At 63.7% G+C, this 14,744-nt stretch carries 15 protein-coding genes and 3 tRNA genes; 12 read left to right on the top strand and 6 right to left on the bottom strand.

The window, feature by feature from the left end; genetic code table 11:
• Positions 1-18: 18 nt before the first annotated feature.
• The 5 genes from KF885_10830 to KF885_10810 all read right to left on the bottom strand — a co-directional run bounded on the left by KF885_10830 (position 19) and on the right by KF885_10810 (position 3,092).
• Entirely contained in the window at positions 19-1,407 is a 1,389-nt protein-coding gene (locus tag KF885_10830; GenBank protein ID MBX3049650.1) for an LCP family protein, read from the bottom strand.
• A gap of 2 nt (positions 1,408-1,409) precedes the next feature.
• Positions 1,410-2,642 (bottom strand): hypothetical protein, encoded by a 1,233-nt coding sequence (locus KF885_10825; protein MBX3049649.1) that lies wholly within the window; start codon positions 2,640-2,642, stop codon positions 1,410-1,412.
• A 112-nt stretch (positions 2,643-2,754) separates the two neighbouring features.
• Positions 2,755-2,827 (bottom strand) — tRNA-Arg (locus tag KF885_10820).
• A gap of 75 nt (positions 2,828-2,902) precedes the next feature.
• A tRNA-Ser gene (locus KF885_10815) sits at positions 2,903-2,992 on the bottom strand.
• Positions 2,993-3,004: 12 nt separating this feature from the next.
• Positions 3,005-3,092, bottom strand: a tRNA-Ser gene (locus KF885_10810).
• Between the two features lie 166 nt (positions 3,093-3,258).
• Between KF885_10810 and KF885_10805 the strand changes: the two genes are divergently transcribed.
• The 6 genes from KF885_10805 to KF885_10780 are packed head-to-tail and all read left to right on the top strand — an operon-like array spanning position 3,259 to position 9,790.
• Complete coding sequence (locus KF885_10805) at positions 3,259-4,443, top strand: glycine C-acetyltransferase (GenBank protein MBX3049648.1); 1,185 nt, start codon at positions 3,259-3,261, stop codon at positions 4,441-4,443.
• Between the two features lie 7 nt (positions 4,444-4,450).
• Positions 4,451-5,593, top strand: coding sequence for a dephospho-CoA kinase (coaE, locus tag KF885_10800; GenBank protein MBX3049647.1), 1,143 nt, complete (start codon positions 4,451-4,453; stop codon positions 5,591-5,593).
• 1 nt (position 5,594) lies between these two features.
• Positions 5,595-6,470: a diadenylate cyclase CdaA gene (cdaA, locus tag KF885_10795; GenBank protein ID MBX3049646.1), complete on the top strand. Its 876-nt coding sequence runs from the start codon at positions 5,595-5,597 to the stop codon at positions 6,468-6,470.
• Position 6,471: 1 nt separating this feature from the next.
• Positions 6,472-7,704: a hypothetical protein gene (locus tag KF885_10790; protein ID MBX3049645.1), complete on the top strand. Its 1,233-nt coding sequence runs from the start codon at positions 6,472-6,474 to the stop codon at positions 7,702-7,704.
• On the top strand, positions 7,704-9,086 hold the full coding sequence (der, locus tag KF885_10785; GenBank protein ID MBX3049644.1) for a ribosome biogenesis GTPase Der: 1,383 nt from the start codon (positions 7,704-7,706) through the stop codon (positions 9,084-9,086). Before KF885_10790 ends, der begins: the two co-directional genes overlap by 1 nt.
• 44 nt (positions 9,087-9,130) lie before the next feature.
• The gene (locus KF885_10780; protein MBX3049643.1) at positions 9,131-9,790 is read left to right on the top strand and encodes a hemolysin III family protein; all 660 of its coding nucleotides are present in this window, start codon (positions 9,131-9,133) and stop codon (positions 9,788-9,790) included.
• A gap of 75 nt (positions 9,791-9,865) precedes the next feature.
• Here the strand turns inward: KF885_10780 and KF885_10775 are convergent, their stop codons facing one another.
• Positions 9,866-10,027 (bottom strand): DUF1328 domain-containing protein, encoded by a 162-nt coding sequence (locus KF885_10775; protein ID MBX3049642.1) that lies wholly within the window; start codon positions 10,025-10,027, stop codon positions 9,866-9,868.
• A gap of 143 nt (positions 10,028-10,170) precedes the next feature.
• On the opposite strand from KF885_10775, the gene KF885_10770 reads away from it, so the two are divergent.
• The 6 genes from KF885_10770 (at position 10,171) to eutM (ending at position 14,744) form a co-directional block, all read left to right on the top strand.
• The gene (locus KF885_10770) at positions 10,171-10,971 is read left to right on the top strand and encodes a GntR family transcriptional regulator (GenBank protein ID MBX3049641.1); all 801 of its coding nucleotides are present in this window, start codon (positions 10,171-10,173) and stop codon (positions 10,969-10,971) included.
• Positions 10,972-10,973: 2 nt separating this feature from the next.
• The gene (gene rpiB, locus KF885_10765; protein ID MBX3049640.1) at positions 10,974-11,534 is read left to right on the top strand and encodes a ribose 5-phosphate isomerase B; all 561 of its coding nucleotides are present in this window, start codon (positions 10,974-10,976) and stop codon (positions 11,532-11,534) included.
• 173 nt (positions 11,535-11,707) lie between these two features.
• Positions 11,708-12,580: a deoxyribose-phosphate aldolase gene (deoC, locus tag KF885_10760; protein ID MBX3049639.1), complete on the top strand. Its 873-nt coding sequence runs from the start codon at positions 11,708-11,710 to the stop codon at positions 12,578-12,580.
• Between the two features lie 15 nt (positions 12,581-12,595).
• On the top strand, positions 12,596-12,886 hold the full coding sequence (locus KF885_10755) for a EutN/CcmL family microcompartment protein (protein ID MBX3049638.1): 291 nt from the start codon (positions 12,596-12,598) through the stop codon (positions 12,884-12,886).
• Between the two features lie 9 nt (positions 12,887-12,895).
• Positions 12,896-14,371, top strand: coding sequence for an aldehyde dehydrogenase family protein (locus KF885_10750; GenBank protein ID MBX3049637.1), 1,476 nt, complete (start codon positions 12,896-12,898; stop codon positions 14,369-14,371).
• 58 nt (positions 14,372-14,429) lie between these two features.
• A complete protein-coding gene (gene eutM / locus KF885_10745; GenBank protein ID MBX3049636.1) occupies positions 14,430-14,744 on the top strand; it encodes an ethanolamine utilization microcompartment protein EutM in 315 nt (104 codons plus the stop codon).

The raw sequence follows: 14,744 nt of genomic DNA, 5'->3' as shown, positions 1-14,744 counted from the left end.
CCAGACGCAGCCGGTCAGTTAGGGCAGCGCGTTGCGGTTGATCCAGTCGCTGCCCAGGCGAATTTCGACATCCACCGGGCTGTCCGGGTCAAACTCGTGCAGAATGCGGTTGCTGGGCACGCCCATCAGCTGCGCCAGGAAGGCCAGTGTATAAGGGTTGCCGGTGCGGTCCACTAGCACTGTGGCAGCTTGGCCGCCCCCGCCGCTGTTCTCCACCACGCTGGCGCCCAAGCTGCTCAGGTATTGGGCAGTGCGGTCGCCCAGTCCCACGTCGCCGCTGCCATTGCGAATGGCGATGTTAGGTGCCTCAGCGCCCAGGCGCTCCTCGCTGCTGCCAGGGGTCAGCGGCCCCAGGTTGCTGTTGCCAGTGAAGACGTAGTCACGCAGTTCGTGGATCTTGTCGGGTATCGGGATCAAGATCGAGAGCTCATCCGGCGAACGGCCATAGACGATCTGCTGCTCGCCGATCACCGCTTGGCGAATGTCCTCGGACTGCACTTGAACCGCCAGCACGGCCAGCTGGATCACGTCTTGAAGGGTCAGGTTGGTGCGCACCCCGGAGGACAGTTCGGCGTACAGCTGCGGGGCATTGGCGATCAGCCCAGGCAGCAGATTGAATTCGAGGATGCGGTTGCGGATGCCTAGAATGACCTGCTGCTGGCGTTCGGAGCGGCCAAAATCTCCCCCGCCGGAATAGCGCTCGCGGGCATAGGCCAGAGCCACATTGCCGGGCAGCACCTGCACGCCGGGCTGCAGGTTCTTGGGTTGAGTGTCTGCCCCAATTGGATCGACGGTGATAGGCGCTTTTACGTCTATCTTGACGCCGCCGATCAGGTCCACAAAACGCACAAAGGCGTCGAAGTCGATCACGGCGTAATAATCAATCGGCACGCCCAGCGTTTGTTCCACAGTGCGCATGGCCACCGCCGGGCCGCCGCCAGGCACCTTGTGCAGCTCGCCAAAATAGTAGGCGGTGTTGATCTTGTTGGGCGTAAAGCCGGGGATCACCACCCACAGGTCACGCGGCACGGAGATCATGCCGGCGGTCTTGGCTACCGGGTCCACACTCAGCACGATCATCGTGTCGCTGCGAGCCGCGCCGCCCACCCCGGTATCGCGCGCATCCAAGCCCATGATCAGCACCGTGACCCGGTCCGCGCCGCTCCAGCCCGGCGGCAGGACATAGTCTTCAGGGGCGGACTGGATGTCGCCAGACGTGACGCCGTTATTGGAAGGCTGCACCAGCAGCGGAATGCCAAACAGGCCGCGCGGCGAAGTGGCCGCCATGTGGGCGAAGCCATAGGCCACCGGGGTCAGCAGCAGGCCGAGCAGCACAAACACGCCAAAGGCGGCCAGCGAGAGGCGGCGGTGGGCATGGACAAAGGCGGGCAGTTTTAGTCGGCGCATGGTCAGGGTGTCGGCGTTAGGCTTGGCGTTTCACTCGGGGTATGGCTGGGCGTGAGGGTTTCGCTGGGGGTGAGCGTCTGGCTGGGGGTCAGGGTGGGGGTATTGCTGGCGCCCGGATCCACGGTGAAAGTGGCGCTGGGCGTCAGGCTGGCGGAGAGAGTATTGGTCTGGCTGGGGATGGGGCTGGGCGTCTCAGAAGGGCCGAGGCATTCCAGCGCCACGAATTCCTGGGTGGGGAGCAGGCTGCCCTCTTGGCGGGCATTCTGCACGTTTTGATAGGCCTCCTGTGCGGCGCACCATTCACCTTCGGCGGCGAGCTGCTCTGCATGATGCAGCAGCGACTGCCAGTAGCGCCCAAAGGCGGAGATGCCATTGGCGTCACGCAGGTCTGGCGCCAGCGACACCAGCTGGCCGTAGTAATAGGCCGCATCCAGTGGGTAAGCCAGCCAGAAGGCGTTGCCGTAGAGGTAGAGGCGTGCCCACTGGCGGTAATTTTCGGCGTGGCTGTCCAGCGGGCCAAAAGTGCCGGCCAAAGCGAAGTCGTACAGGCCCTGCTCGAACAGGCCGTGTTGGGTGATGTTCTGTGCGCCGCGGTTGCGCAAAGCTGCGTAGAGCCAGCCGTCCACCTGCGCCGTAAAGTAGCTGGCGTCTGCCTGGCGCAGAGCCAGCAGGGTCTCGATCGCGGCGGTCCAATCCCGAGCGCGCAGGTGGCCCAGGGCGGCCTGGTAGAGCTGCTCTTTGGGCCGCGGGTCCAGCGTCGGGGTGGCCGTAGGCCCGGCGGGCTGCTCTGTGCTTGTGCTGCCGGTGATCACCAGCACTTCCAGCAGCTTTTGGCGTACATCCAGGAAGTTGGCGTTCTGCCCATAAATAAATTCCAGGCGCTCGCGGGCCAGGCCAAAATCTCCTGCGTCCATGTCGCCCAGCGCCAGGTTGTACTGCTCCAGCAGGTACATGCCAGTTTGCATGGTGGCGGTGGCGTTGTAGTCGCCGGAGCCCAGAGCCCAGCCGGCGGCGGCCCCAGCGCCTGACACCAGCAGCAGCCCGGCCAATACGCTCAACGAAACGATCGCCAATGGCGAGCGCAGCAGGCCGCGCAGGCAGCCCGGGCCGCGCCCACTGGCTGATGCGGCTTCGGGGGCCGGGCGCGGCGCACCCACTTTGCGGCCCAGGGCGCTGGGTTGGGTGACTTGGCTGCTGGGTTTATTGGGCTGGGTATCGTTGAGACGGGCAGACATAGGCTTCAACAAATATTGTACTGCGCCGTGTTTTTGATTGCGTGAAATGCCCCGGCGCAATCTGGCCGGTTAAAACAGAAAACCAGCTCCATCAGAGCTGGTTTCCAACGAGCGCTCTCGGTGCGACTCGAACACACGACCCCTTGCTCCGCAAGCAAGTGCTCTATCCACTGAGCTACGAGAGCTAACGAACGGTGAAACTGTTCGTTTTGTCGTTCACGAAGTGACGACAATGCGATTGTAACGCATGGTTACAAAGGCGGGGAGGGAGGGATTTGAACCCTCGTCCGAGTAAACCCCGGAACCCGCTTAGCAGGCGGGCGCACTAGACCAGGCTATGCGACCTCCCCAATGGAGTGCAGCGGAGGGAGAGGGATTCGAACCCCCGGTGAGTGAAACACCCACTGCGGTTTTCAAGACCGCCGCCTTCAGCCACTCGGCCATCCCTCCCGGACGTTCCGTCTCCCTTGGCGGGCAAAATTCTACCATAAGGGCGGGCGTTGCGAGCAAAAGCCGGACAAGCTTGGTGAGCGTATAATAAGAAGCAGGGGCTGCGCGTGTCCTTGCCGCGCGGCCTGTGTTATTTTCTTTAATCAAGCGAAACGAGGAGCATTGCATGGCGAACGTGGTTGCCTGGGCCGGTGAGGAACTGGACAGACTTAAACAAGATGGGTTGTACAACCACATCCGCACCATCGAGTCGCCGCAAGGCGCCTGGCTGCAAGTGGACGGCCGGCGCGTATTGAACTTTTGCTCCAACAATTACCTGGGCCTGGCCAACCATCCGCGTCTGGCCGCCGCGGCCCAACAAGCTATTCAAAAATACGGCATTGGCCCGGCGGCGGTGCGCAGCATTGCCGGCACCATGGACCTGCATGTGGAGCTGGACCGGCGCATGGCGGCCTTCAAAGGCGTCGAAGCGGCGATCACCTTTCAGTCCGGCTTCACCGCCAATCTGGGTGTCATCCCGGCCCTGGTGGGCAAAGAAGACGTCATCTTCTCCGACGAACTGAACCACGCCAGCATCATTGACGGCAGCCGCCTATCCGGCGCCGCCATCATTCGCTACACCCACTGCGACCCGGCCCACCTGGCCCAGATGCTGGCTGAGCACCGCAGCCAGTACCGCCGCGCCCTGGTGATCACGGACGGCGTATTCAGTATGGACGGCGATATTGCTCCGCTGCCCGAGATCTATGCTGAGGCGCGCAAGGGCGACGCCATGCTGATGGTGGACGACGCCCACGGCGAGGGCGTGCTGGGGACCGGCGGCCGCGGCATTGTAGACCACTACGGCCTGCACGGCAAAGTGGATGTCGAGGTCGGCACCTTCTCCAAAGCCTTTGGCGTGGTCGGCGGCGTGGCGGCCGGTAGCGCCAGCATTGTGGAATGGCTGCAGCAGCGCGGCCGTCCGTTCCTGTTTTCTTCGGCCATGACCGTGCCGGACGTGGCCGCTTGCCTGGCGGCGGTGGACCTGCTGGAAGAGTCCACCGAGCTGGTCGAGCGCCTGTGGCGCAACGCCGAATTCTTCAAGAATGAAATGAAAACCCTCGGCTTTGATATTGGCCACAGTGTGACCCCAATCACTCCCGTGATGCTGGGCGAAGCCCAGTTGGCACAAGAATTCAGCAAGGCTCTGTATGAGGCCGGCGTATTTGGTATGGCGATTGCTTTCCCCACTGTGCCGCGCGGCAAAGCCCGCATCCGCGTGATGATCTCCGCCGCGCACAGCACGGACGACCTGGAGCAGGGCCTGCACAGCTTCGCGGAAGTGGGCCGCAAGCTGGGGGTGATCTCGTGAGGGTGGTGTGAGCGCCTGGCCGGATAAGTTCGTGATCGGCCTGACCGGCAACATTGCCAGCGGCAAGAGCGTGGTGCGCCGCATGCTGGAGCATGCTGGCGCGCTGGGCATCGATGCGGATGCCCTGGGGCACCGCGCCATCCAGCGCGGCGCGCCGGGCCACCAGGCGGTGCTGGATGCCTTTGGTAGCTACGTCCTCAAAGAGGACGGCGAGATCGATCGCAAGAAGCTGGGCAGCCTGGTCTTTGCCGACCCGCAGGCCCTGAAATTGCTGGAGGCTATCGTACATCCCCTGGTGCGCGAAGCGGTCAACCATTTGATCCGCAAGAGCAGCCAGCCGGTGATCGTGCTGGAAGCGATCAAGCTGCTGGAATCGCCGCTGGCCCAGGCCTGTGATTCGATCTGGGTGGTGACCGCCGGCGAAGCCGTGCAGTTGGAGCGCCTGCGCAGCCAGCGCGGCATGGACGAGGCCGAAGCTCGCCGCCGCATGGCTGCCCAAAGCCCGGAATGGCAGAAAGCGGCCAAGGCCGATGTGGTTATCGACAACGGCGGCTTGCTGCTGGATACCTGGGAGCAGGTCAAAGCCGCCTGGAAGAAGCTCTTCCCGCAGTTCACTGGCGAGACCGTGCCCAGCCGCCTCTCCAACCTGGCGCAAACCGCGCACGGTTTGCAGGTGATGCGCGCCCGCCCGCGCCAGATCCGCGAGATCACCGAATTCATCACGCGCAGCAATGGGCACGGTGAAAGCGAGGCCAACCGCCTGCTCTCCTCTTTTGGCGAAAAGGCCATCCTGCTCCTGCGCAACGAGCACGGCCTGCAGGGTCTGCTGGGTTGGAAGGTGGAGAACTTGGTGGCGCGCGTCGACGATATTCACATGGCGACAGGTGAGGATGAAGCCGGTCACTTGACCTTTCTGATCAAGGAAATGGAAAACGCCTCACGCGAATTGCAGTGTGAAGTCGCCCTGATCTTTGCCGAACCCCAGCTGGCCGCCCAGCGCGACCAGTGGCAAAAGCTGGGCTATGAGGAGCGCTTTCCCCACGAGCTTAACGTAACTGCCTGGAAGGAAGCTGCTTTGGAATCGCTCCCCCCGGGCACGGTGATGTTGTTCAAGCAACTGCGCGCCGACCGCGTGCTGCGACCGATTTGATATGAGCCAGCTGCTAGACGAGATCCTCTTTATTCTGCAACGCTTGTCCTTCGCCAGCGTGGTGGATCTGCTGCTGGTGACGGCCATCGTCTATGCCGGGCTTTCGTTCCTGCGCAACACGCGCGCCATGGTGCTGCTGCGCGGCATTTTGGTGCTGTATGTGCTGATCAGCTTGCTGATAGTGGTCTTCAACCTGCCCGCTTTTTCCTGGCTGGTGCGCAATTCGCTGCCGGCCATCTTGGTGGCCATCCCGGTCATCTTCGCCACGGAGATCCGCCGGGCGCTGGAGCGCCTGGGGCGCGCCAGCCAGATCCTGACCAGCGCCAATAACAACGACCACTCGCCGGATGTCATCTCCGCCATCACCCAGGCGGCTCTGCGCCTCTCCGAAAAGCGCCACGGCGCCTTGATCGTCTTGCAGCGCCTGGACAGCCTGGAAGAATACGTGGATACCGGTGTCCTGTTGGACGCGCAGGTCAGTCCCAGCTTGCTGCTGCAGATCTTCCACCCCAATACGCCGCTGCACGATGGGGCGGTGATCATCATGGACACGCGCATTGCGGGGGCGGCCTGTGTCATGCCGCTCTCCACCAGCGGCGTGCTCTCGCCGGGGGCGGAGCGCCAGATGGGCTTGCGCCACCGTGCCGCCCTGGGTACTTCCGAGGTCAGCGACGCCGTCTCTCTGGTCATCTCCGAAGAAACCGGCGCTATCTCGATCGCCTTTGGCGGACGCATGATCCACCGTCTGGGCCGTGAGCGTCTGGACGGCGTCTTGCGCGCCTTCTACCGCCCGGTGCAGCCCAGCAATTCTTTCGAGCAGTTCATCGCCCGCTATTTGCCTTTCCTGCTCAGCGAACAGCGAGATAGCGAAGCCTGATATGTGGAAAGTCTTGCTTCTGCGCTTGTGGAACAACCTGGGCACTGTGCTGCTGGCCTTTGCCATTGCTTTCGCCGTTTGGGTCTCGGCGGTGGTGGCCACGGACCCCAACGAAGCGCGCGACTTCCCAACCCCGCTGGCCCTGCAAGTGCGCAACCAGGACCCGGGCCTGATCATTGTGGGCAACCTGCCCAGTCAGGTGCTGCTGCGCCTGGGCGCGCCGGTATCCTTGTGGGACCGCCTCACTGCGTTGCCTGGGGCGGTGGAAGTCTTTATTGACCTGGAAGGCCTGGAGGCCGGCGAGCACACCCTGCCGATCCAGCTCGATTCAGAGCTGCGCCCGCTGCGCGTGGTGCAGATCAATCCTGAAGAAGTCACATTCCAACTGGAACCGCTGGCTGTGCAGGAATTCCCGGTACTGGCCCAGGTGGTGGGCAGCCCGGCCCTCGGCTTTGAGACCGGCGACCTCAATTTGGGCGCGGCCAGCACCACCGTCTCCGGCCCCGCCACCCTGGTGGCCGAGGTGGACCGCGTGGTCGCCAGCCTGAACATTGCCGACGCGCGCGATACGGTCAGCGCCCAGGTCAGCTTGACCGCTTTGGATGAAGCCGGCAATGTGCTCAGCGGGCTGACCCTGAACCCGGCCCAGGCCGAGATCAGCCAGACCATCGTGCAGGCCGGCGGCTACCGTGAGGTGGCGGTGCGCGTACAAACCGTGGGCTTCCTTGCCAGCGGGTTCCGCGTCACCAGCGTCACTGTGGACCCACCGGTCATCACGCTGTTCTCCACCGATTCGGAGGTCGTGGCTGGCTTGCCGGGCTATGTGGACACACTCCCGCTGGACATCAGCGGCCTGAACGAAACGGTCACCACGCGGCTGGCGCTCAGCCTGCCCCCCGGCGTGATCGTGGTGGGCGAACAACAAAATGTTCAAGTCAGCGTGGGTGTTTCGCCGATCGAGACCAGCACCTTGCTCAATCTGCAGGTGGAAGTGGCCGGCCTGGCCTCTGGTTTACAGGCGGCGCTTTCACCGCAAACCGTCAGCGTAGTGGTTTCCGGACCGCTGACCACGCTGCAAAACTTGCAGACCGGCGACATCCGCATCTTTGTCGATCTGACCGGCCTGCAAGCCGGCACGCATGTCCTGGTGCCGGAGGTTGAGGTGCTGCCGCGCGACGTGGAAATTGTTTCGGTCAGCCCCAGCCAAATTGAAGTTACTATTACCAGCCGCTAATGTCTAAACCTATCGTCGCAATCGTCGGCCGACCCAACGTCGGCAAAAGCACCCTGTTCAACCGCCTGGCCGGCGAACGCTTGGCCGTGGTGGATGACATCCCCGGCACAACGCGTGACCGGCTGTATGCCAACTCCGACTGGGCTGGCCAGGACTTCGCCGTGGTGGACACCGGCGGCATCGACCCCATCAAAGTCGCCCAGGGGGCCGGCCGCCAGGCGCTCTCGGTGGGCTCTGCCGACTTTGTCAGCCAGATCCGCGCCCAGGCCGAGCAAGCCATCCGCGAAGCGGATGCAGTCATCTTCGTCGTCGATGTCGAAGACGGCGTGACCCCGGCTGACTTGGAAGTCGCCGAGATCTTGCGCCGCTTCCAACGCAAGGAGGGCGGCGAGCTGCGCCCGCCGGTCTTCCTGGCGGTCAACAAGGCCGACTCCAGCGCCCGCCGCGAAGCGGCCGGCGCTTTCTACGAACTGGGCATGGGTCAGCCGCACCCCATCTCCGCCGTGCACGGCACTGGCACCGGCGACCTGCTGGATGAGCTGGTGGCCGCCTTGCGCAGCCTGCCTGAACCGCAAGAAGATGCTGAGCAGGATGTAGCGATTGCCCTGCTGGGCAAACCCAATGCGGGCAAGTCCACCTTGTTCAACAAGTTGATCGGCGAGGAGCGCGTGCTGGTCAGCGAGATCCCCGGCACCACCCGCGACGCGGTCGACACCATGCTGCAGTGGCAGGGCCAGCAGCTGCGTCTGATCGACACCGCCGGGCTCAAGCGCCGCGGCAAGATCACACCGGGTGTGGACAAGTTCAGCAGCATCCGCACCCTGCGGGCCATCGAGCGCGCCGATGTGGCTTTGTTACTGATCGACGGAGTTGAGGGCATCACGGCTCAGGACGCACACATAGCCGGCTACATCCAGGAAGCCTGGAAGAGCGCTGTGTTGGTGGTCAACAAATGGGATGCGGTGGAAAAGACCGCCAGCGCCCAGGATGAGATGGCGGCCAGCATTCGCAGTGCGCTCAAGTTCGTCAGCTACGCGCCCCTGATCTTTATCTCAGCGCTGACCGGGGCGGGAGTGGGGCAAGTGCTGCCCACCGCTGTCAAAGTGGCCGAGGAGCGCCACGTGCAGCTGAGCACCTCGATGATCAACAAGGTGCTGGGCGAAGCGCAGGACTACCAGCCGCCCCCTGGCAAGTCTGGCCGCAGCCTGCGCATTTACTACGGCACCCAGGTGCGCAGCGACCCGCCAACTTTCCTGATCTACGTCAACGACCCCAAGCTGGTGCACTTCAGCTACCAGCGCTTTTTAGAGAACCGTCTGCGTGCCGCCTACGGGTATCTAGGCACGCCCATCCGCCTGGTGTTCAAGGGCCGCAGCAGCTAGCCACTCATGCTGGCCTAAGCCCTTTTGGCTATACTGGGCCGAGCATGAACACCAACATCCACGCCAACCGGTACACCCCCGCTGAGGAGTTGGCCAACAGCCTGTCTCACGGCGTGGGCATTGTGCTTTCGATCGCCGGCCTGGCCGTGCTGACCAGCTTTGCCAGCCTGTTTGGCAGTGTCTGGCATATCGTCAGCTGCAGCATTTACGGCGCCACTCAGATCCTGCTGTACACCGCTTCCACGCTGTATCACAGCATTCCCTTGGAGCGTGCCAAGAAGTGGCTGCGCACCCTGGACCACTCCGCCATTTTTCTGCTCATCGCTGGCACGTATACGCCCTTCGCCCTGGTCAACCTGCGCGGTCCCTGGGGTTGGAGCTTGTTGGCCGTGGTCTGGACGTTGGCCATCGCCGGCATCGCCCTGCAGGGCGTAATGCTCAAGCTGCCGCGCTGGGTCAACGCCATCCCTTACGTGGCGATGGGCTGGCTGGTGGTGGTCGCCATTCGGCCCCTGCTGGAGTCGGTGGCCCCTGGTGGCCTGGCGCTGCTGCTGGCAGGCGGACTGGCCTACATGGTGGGCGTGATCTTCTATGTTTGGAAGCGCCTGCCGTTCAACCATGCCATCTGGCACGGCTTCGTGCTGCTGGGCAGCGCTTTGCACTACTTTGCCATTCTGTTTTACGTGATCCCCCTGGCGGCCTAACGCGATCGCTGCCCCGACAAAAAAGCCCGCCAAACAGGCGGGCTTTTTCATTTTTGCACGGTCAGACCGCTAGGTCTAGACCACACGGCGGCCAAAGATGAAGGAAACCAGGGCCAGGATCAGGAACAACCCGAACAGCACTCTGGCAATGCCTTCTGCCGTCCCGGCAATGCCGCCGAAGCCAAGCACACCGGCGATCAGAGCTACAACCAGAAAAGTAAGAGCCCACCTAAGCATTATTTGCCTCCTTGAATATGGGTTATCTGGGCAAACGGGACCAACCCTGTGCCCGTTACGCGCTTGACTCGCAGGGCCGTTGGTGCTATCCTCGATGGTACATGTTGGAACATGTAGGTATAAGTTCTGCATGCCGAGACGCTATGGCTACCTCTATTGAAAAGAATCAGGCTGGCAAGCCGCTGTATCAAGCAGTGGCCGATTCGATTCTGGCGGAGATCCAGTCCGGCCAGTTGGGCGCCAACCAGCGCATCCGCTCGGAGAGCGAACTGGGCCAGCTGTATGGTGTGGGGCGCAATACGGTGCGCCACGCCTTGGCCTACTTGGCTGCTCGCGGCTATGTGCGCACGCTGCAAGGCGTCGGTACCTTCGTCGCCCCCGAGCGGGTCAACAAGACCGCCGAGTACCTGATGGGCTTCACCCAAGAGATGCAGTTGCAGGGCCGCCAGGCCAGCAGCCAAGTGCTGGAGGCGGCCGTGATCCGCGCCGAACCTTTCCTGGCGCGCCGTCTGCAGCTGCAGCTCGGCGCAGAAGTGGTCTACCTGCTGCGCCTGCGTTTGCTGGACAGCCAGCCAATGGCGATTGAACGCACCCATCTGCCGCACACGCTCTTCCCGGGTCTGCTCAACCACGACTTTTCCCATATGTCCCTATATCAAGTGCTGGCTGAGCAGTACGGCCTGCGCCCTGACCATGCCGAGCAGGAGATCGAAGCCACCCTGGCCACGCCGCAGGTAGCTGAGTTGCTCGGTTTGGAAATGCCGGCGGTGGTCTTCGTCTTCCATCGTGAGACCCGCCTGGCGGATGGCCGCGTCATCGAATACGTCGACTCCGAAGTGCGCGCCGACCAGTTCCGCTTCTATACCAACTTGAAATTGCACGCACCGGTCCAGGAAGTCGGCTTCCGCCGCCTGCCCGGCCGCGTCACCGCTGGGGGCTCCTGACCATGGCGCACATCTCCGAGAGCGAAGTCGAGCAGATCGTGGGCCGCGTGCTGGCCCAGCTGCAGCCCGCGGGGTTGCAAGCTGAACCCGCCGCTGGCGCGCCGCGCGCCGCCAACCGCGGCCGGATTGCCATTGGGGCCGACCACGGCGGCCTGGGCATGAAGCAGGACCTGGTCGCCCACCTGCAGGCCAAGGGCTTTCAGATCGACGATTGCGGCACCCACAGCACTGAAGCGGTGGATTATCCCGACTTCGCCGAGGCCGTGGCTCGCAAGGTCGCCAGTGGCGAAGCCTGGCGCGGCATTGTGATCGACGGGGCGGGGATTGGCAGCTGCATGGCGGCCAATAAGGTGCCCGGCGCCCGCGCCGCCATGTGCTACGACTACGCCACGGCCGTCAACAGCCGTGAGCACAATGACGCCAACGTGCTGACCCTCGGCGCAGGCTTGCTGGGCGCCGCCCTGGCCCGCCAGATCGTGGACACCTGGCTGAGCACCGAATTTGGCGGCGGCCGCCATGCCGCCCGCGTCGATAAGATCATGGCGATTGAGAGCAAAAAATGACCGCTACCCCTGACATCCGTTCGATTGTTGAGATTGTCGCCCGCGAGGTGATTGCCGCCCTGGCCGAACAGGGCCAGCTGCCCGCCGGCGGGGCCTCGGTCGCCTCAGCCGTCAAAAGCGGCGACTGCGGCTGCGGTTGTGGCGGCCACAAGGCCACCCTCCAGACCAGCCCGATGGATGCCAGTGGGGCCGTGGCGCACGTCCACGGCGATTCCTGCACCCAGGAATGCGCCGACGGCATTTGCGTGCGCACCTGCTTTGACCGCGTCGGCCGCGTGATCACCGCTGGCGCGGAACGGCTGACTTCCACCCTGGGCGGCATCCCGCAGGACCCCAGTGTAGCCCGCTTGATTGACCATACCCTGCTCAAGCCCGACGCCACGCCGGACCAGGTCGCCCAGTTGTGCTATGAAGCCCGCACCTACAACTTCGCTTCGGTGTGTGTCAATCCCGGTTATGTCAAGCTGTGCGCCGACTTGCTGCGCGGCACGCCGGTCAAGGTTTGCACCGTGATCGGCTTCCCCTTAGGCGCCTCGGCCCCGGACGTCAAAGCCTTCGAGACCGAAACCGCCCTGCGCGACGGCGCCACGGAGATCGACATGGTCATCAACATCGGCGCGCTCAAGGGCCGTGACTTCACCCTGGTGGGGCGTGACATCGCCGGGGTGGTGCGCATCGCCCATGCCGCCGGTGCGTTGGTCAAGGTCATTATTGAAACCGCATTGCTGACCGAAGAAGAAAAGGTCACCGCCTGCCTGCTCTCCAAAGAGGCCGGCGCTGACTTCGTCAAGACTTCCACCGGCTTTTCCGGTGGCGGCGCCACCGCGGCCGACATCGCCCTGATGCGCCGCGTGGTCGGCCCGGAGATGGGCGTCAAGGCCTCGGGCGGTGTGCGTGACTACGCCGACGCCAAGAGCCTGGTAGACGCCGGCGCCACCCGCATCGGCGCCAGCGCGGGCGTCAAGATCGTCGCTGGCGAAAAAGAAAAGGCCGCCGCTCCCGCGGCTGTGCCTGCCGCCGCTCCGCAGCCTGCCCAGGCGTATTAGACAGAGGACACGCATATGTTGATCGCCAAAGTCATCGGCAACACGGTTGCTACCATCAAAGACCCCAAGCTGGAAGGGCGCAAGCTGCTCATCTGCCGCGAGACCGACCAGACCGGCAAACCCACCGGCAAGCCGTACGTGGCGGTCGATTCGGTGAACGCCGGGGTGGGCGACCTGGTGCTCACCGCCCACGGCTCCAGCGGCCGCCAGACTGACATTACCAAGGACACTCCGGTGGATGCGGTGATTATGGCGATCATTGACACCCTCAATGTGGACGGCGAAGTCGCTTTCCGCAAGAGTTAGTGAGACACTATGGCTGAATTCGACAAAGACCTGCAATCCATCCAACAAGCCCGCTCCATGGTGGAGGCCGCTTACAAAGCCCAGCAGATCTGGGCCAAGGCCACCCAGGAAGAGGTCGACCGCGTCTGTGGGGCGATGGCCGATGCGGCCTTCCGCGCCGCCGAACGCCTGGGCCGCATGGCCAGCGAAGAGACCGGCTACGGCGTGCCCGAGCACAAGAAGCTCAAGAACGAATTTGCCTCCCGCAATGTCTGGGAGAGCATCAAAGACGTGCGCACCGTCGGCGTCATCCGCCATGACCCGCACAAGCAGCTCTATGAAGTCGCCTGGCCGATGGGTGTGGTCGCCGCGCTGACCCCCAGCACCAATCCCACCTCGACCGTGATGAACAAAGTGCTCATCTCGATCAAGGCCCGCAACGGCATTGTGGTCGCCCCGCACCCCTCGGCGGTCAACTGCTGTGTCGAGACCGCCCAGCTGATGGCCCGGGCCGCTGTGGAAGCCGGCGCACCCGAAGGACTGATCCATTGCATGTCGCTGGTCAGCCTGCAGGGCACCAACGAACTGCTCAGCCACAAGCGTACCGCTGTCATTCTGGCCACCGGCGGCGGCCCCATGGTGCGCGCCGCCCACTCGCAGGGCAAGCCAGCCTTCGGCGTCGGTCCCGGCAATGTGCCGGTCTATGTCGACCGCAGCGCTGACCTGGAAAAGGCCGCCCGCTATATCGTGGGCAGCAAGGCCTTCGACCATTCTGTGATCTGCGCCACCGAGCAGGCTGTGGTGGCCGACCGGCCGATCGCCGCTCGCCTGGAACAGTTGATGAAGGCCGAAGGCGCCCATTTTATGGACGAGGCGCAGACCCAGGCCATGCGCCAGCTGCTCTTCAAGCCCGACGGTGCCATCAACGCCGCCACCGTGGGCAAGTCCCCACAGGTGCTGGCCGCCATGGCGGGCGTGCAGGTGCCGGCCTCGGCCCGCATCCTGGTCGCCCGCCTCAGCCAGGTCGGCCGTGACGAGCCGCTCTCACGCGAGAAGTTGACCACCGTGCTGGGCTGGTACGAAGAAGACGGCTGGGAAGCGGGCTGCGACCGCTGCCTGGAGATGATCCACTTCGGCGGCCGCGGCCACAGCATCATGCTGCACGCCACTGATGAGAAGATCATCATGGCTTTCGCCCTGGAGAAGCCGGTCTTTCGCATCGGCGTCAATACCATGGGTACCCTCGGTGCGGTAGGCCTGACCACTTCGGTCATGCCTTCCATGACCCTCGGCTCCGGCGGCATCGGCGGCGCCATCACTGGCGACAACATCACTGTGCACCACCTGTTCAATGTCAAACGCCTGGCCTACGAAACTTCGGCGCCGCCGGAGGCTGCTTTGCGGCCCGGTACGGAGGCGGCTGCGGTGTCCAACCCGGACTCCCAACAGTTGGAGCGCATTGTCCAGGAAGTTGTGCAACAAATCCTCAGTAGTTCACAGGCTTAAGCCTGTTGGCTAACCAACGCAGTACGAAAAAACAAGGAGAAAAGCAATGGCACAAGATTTGAGTTTGATTGCCCTCGGCATGGTCGAAACCCGTGGCCTGGTGGGCGCCGTCGAGGCCGCTGACGCCATGGTCAAGGCCGCCAATGTCACCCTGATCGGTTCCGAGTATGTCGGTGGTGGCTTCGTGACCGTGATGGTGCGCGGCGATGTAGGTGCGGTCAAGGCCGCCACCGATGCCGGCGCCGCCGCCGCCAAGCGCATTGGCGAGCTGGTGTCCGTGCATGTCATCCCGCGCCCGCACGAGAACGTCGAGATGATCTTGCCGCAGAACACGCGTGGCAACTCCGGCGGTCGCGGCGGCGCCAAGGCCTAA

The sequence above is a fragment of the Anaerolineales bacterium genome (assembly GCA_019637805.1).
GTDB lineage: Bacteria > Chloroflexota > Anaerolineae > Anaerolineales > UBA11579 > JAMCZK01.
The sequence above is the reverse complement of the archived record's forward strand: the minus strand, read 5'-3'. Positions and strand labels throughout refer to the sequence as shown.

What these genes read in the sequence shown, in the direction of transcription:
- der (MBX3049644.1), top strand. Translation starts at nt 7,704, where the DNA reads ATGTCTAAACCTATCGTCGCAATCGTCGGCCGACCCAACGTCGGCAAA.
- rpiB (MBX3049640.1), top strand. Translation starts at nt 10,974, where the DNA reads ATGGCGCACATCTCCGAGAGCGAAGTCGAGCAGATCGTGGGCCGCGTG.
- KF885_10805 (MBX3049648.1), top strand. Translation starts at nt 3,259, where the DNA reads ATGGCGAACGTGGTTGCCTGGGCCGGTGAGGAACTGGACAGACTTAAA.
- KF885_10770 (MBX3049641.1), top strand. Translation starts at nt 10,171, where the DNA reads ATGGCTACCTCTATTGAAAAGAATCAGGCTGGCAAGCCGCTGTATCAA.
- KF885_10755 (MBX3049638.1), top strand. Translation starts at nt 12,596, where the DNA reads ATGTTGATCGCCAAAGTCATCGGCAACACGGTTGCTACCATCAAAGAC.
- KF885_10775 (MBX3049642.1), bottom strand. Translation starts at nt 10,027, where the DNA reads ATGCTTAGGTGGGCTCTTACTTTTCTGGTTGTAGCTCTGATCGCCGGT.
- KF885_10790 (MBX3049645.1), top strand. Translation starts at nt 6,472, where the DNA reads ATGTGGAAAGTCTTGCTTCTGCGCTTGTGGAACAACCTGGGCACTGTG.
- deoC (MBX3049639.1), top strand. Translation starts at nt 11,708, where the DNA reads ATGGATGCCAGTGGGGCCGTGGCGCACGTCCACGGCGATTCCTGCACC.
- KF885_10830 (MBX3049650.1), bottom strand. Translation starts at nt 1,407, where the DNA reads ATGCGCCGACTAAAACTGCCCGCCTTTGTCCATGCCCACCGCCGCCTC.
- KF885_10825 (MBX3049649.1), bottom strand. Translation starts at nt 2,642, where the DNA reads ATGTCTGCCCGTCTCAACGATACCCAGCCCAATAAACCCAGCAGCCAA.
- KF885_10780 (MBX3049643.1), top strand. Translation starts at nt 9,131, where the DNA reads ATGAACACCAACATCCACGCCAACCGGTACACCCCCGCTGAGGAGTTG.
- cdaA (MBX3049646.1), top strand. Translation starts at nt 5,595, where the DNA reads ATGAGCCAGCTGCTAGACGAGATCCTCTTTATTCTGCAACGCTTGTCC.
- KF885_10750 (MBX3049637.1), top strand. Translation starts at nt 12,896, where the DNA reads ATGGCTGAATTCGACAAAGACCTGCAATCCATCCAACAAGCCCGCTCC.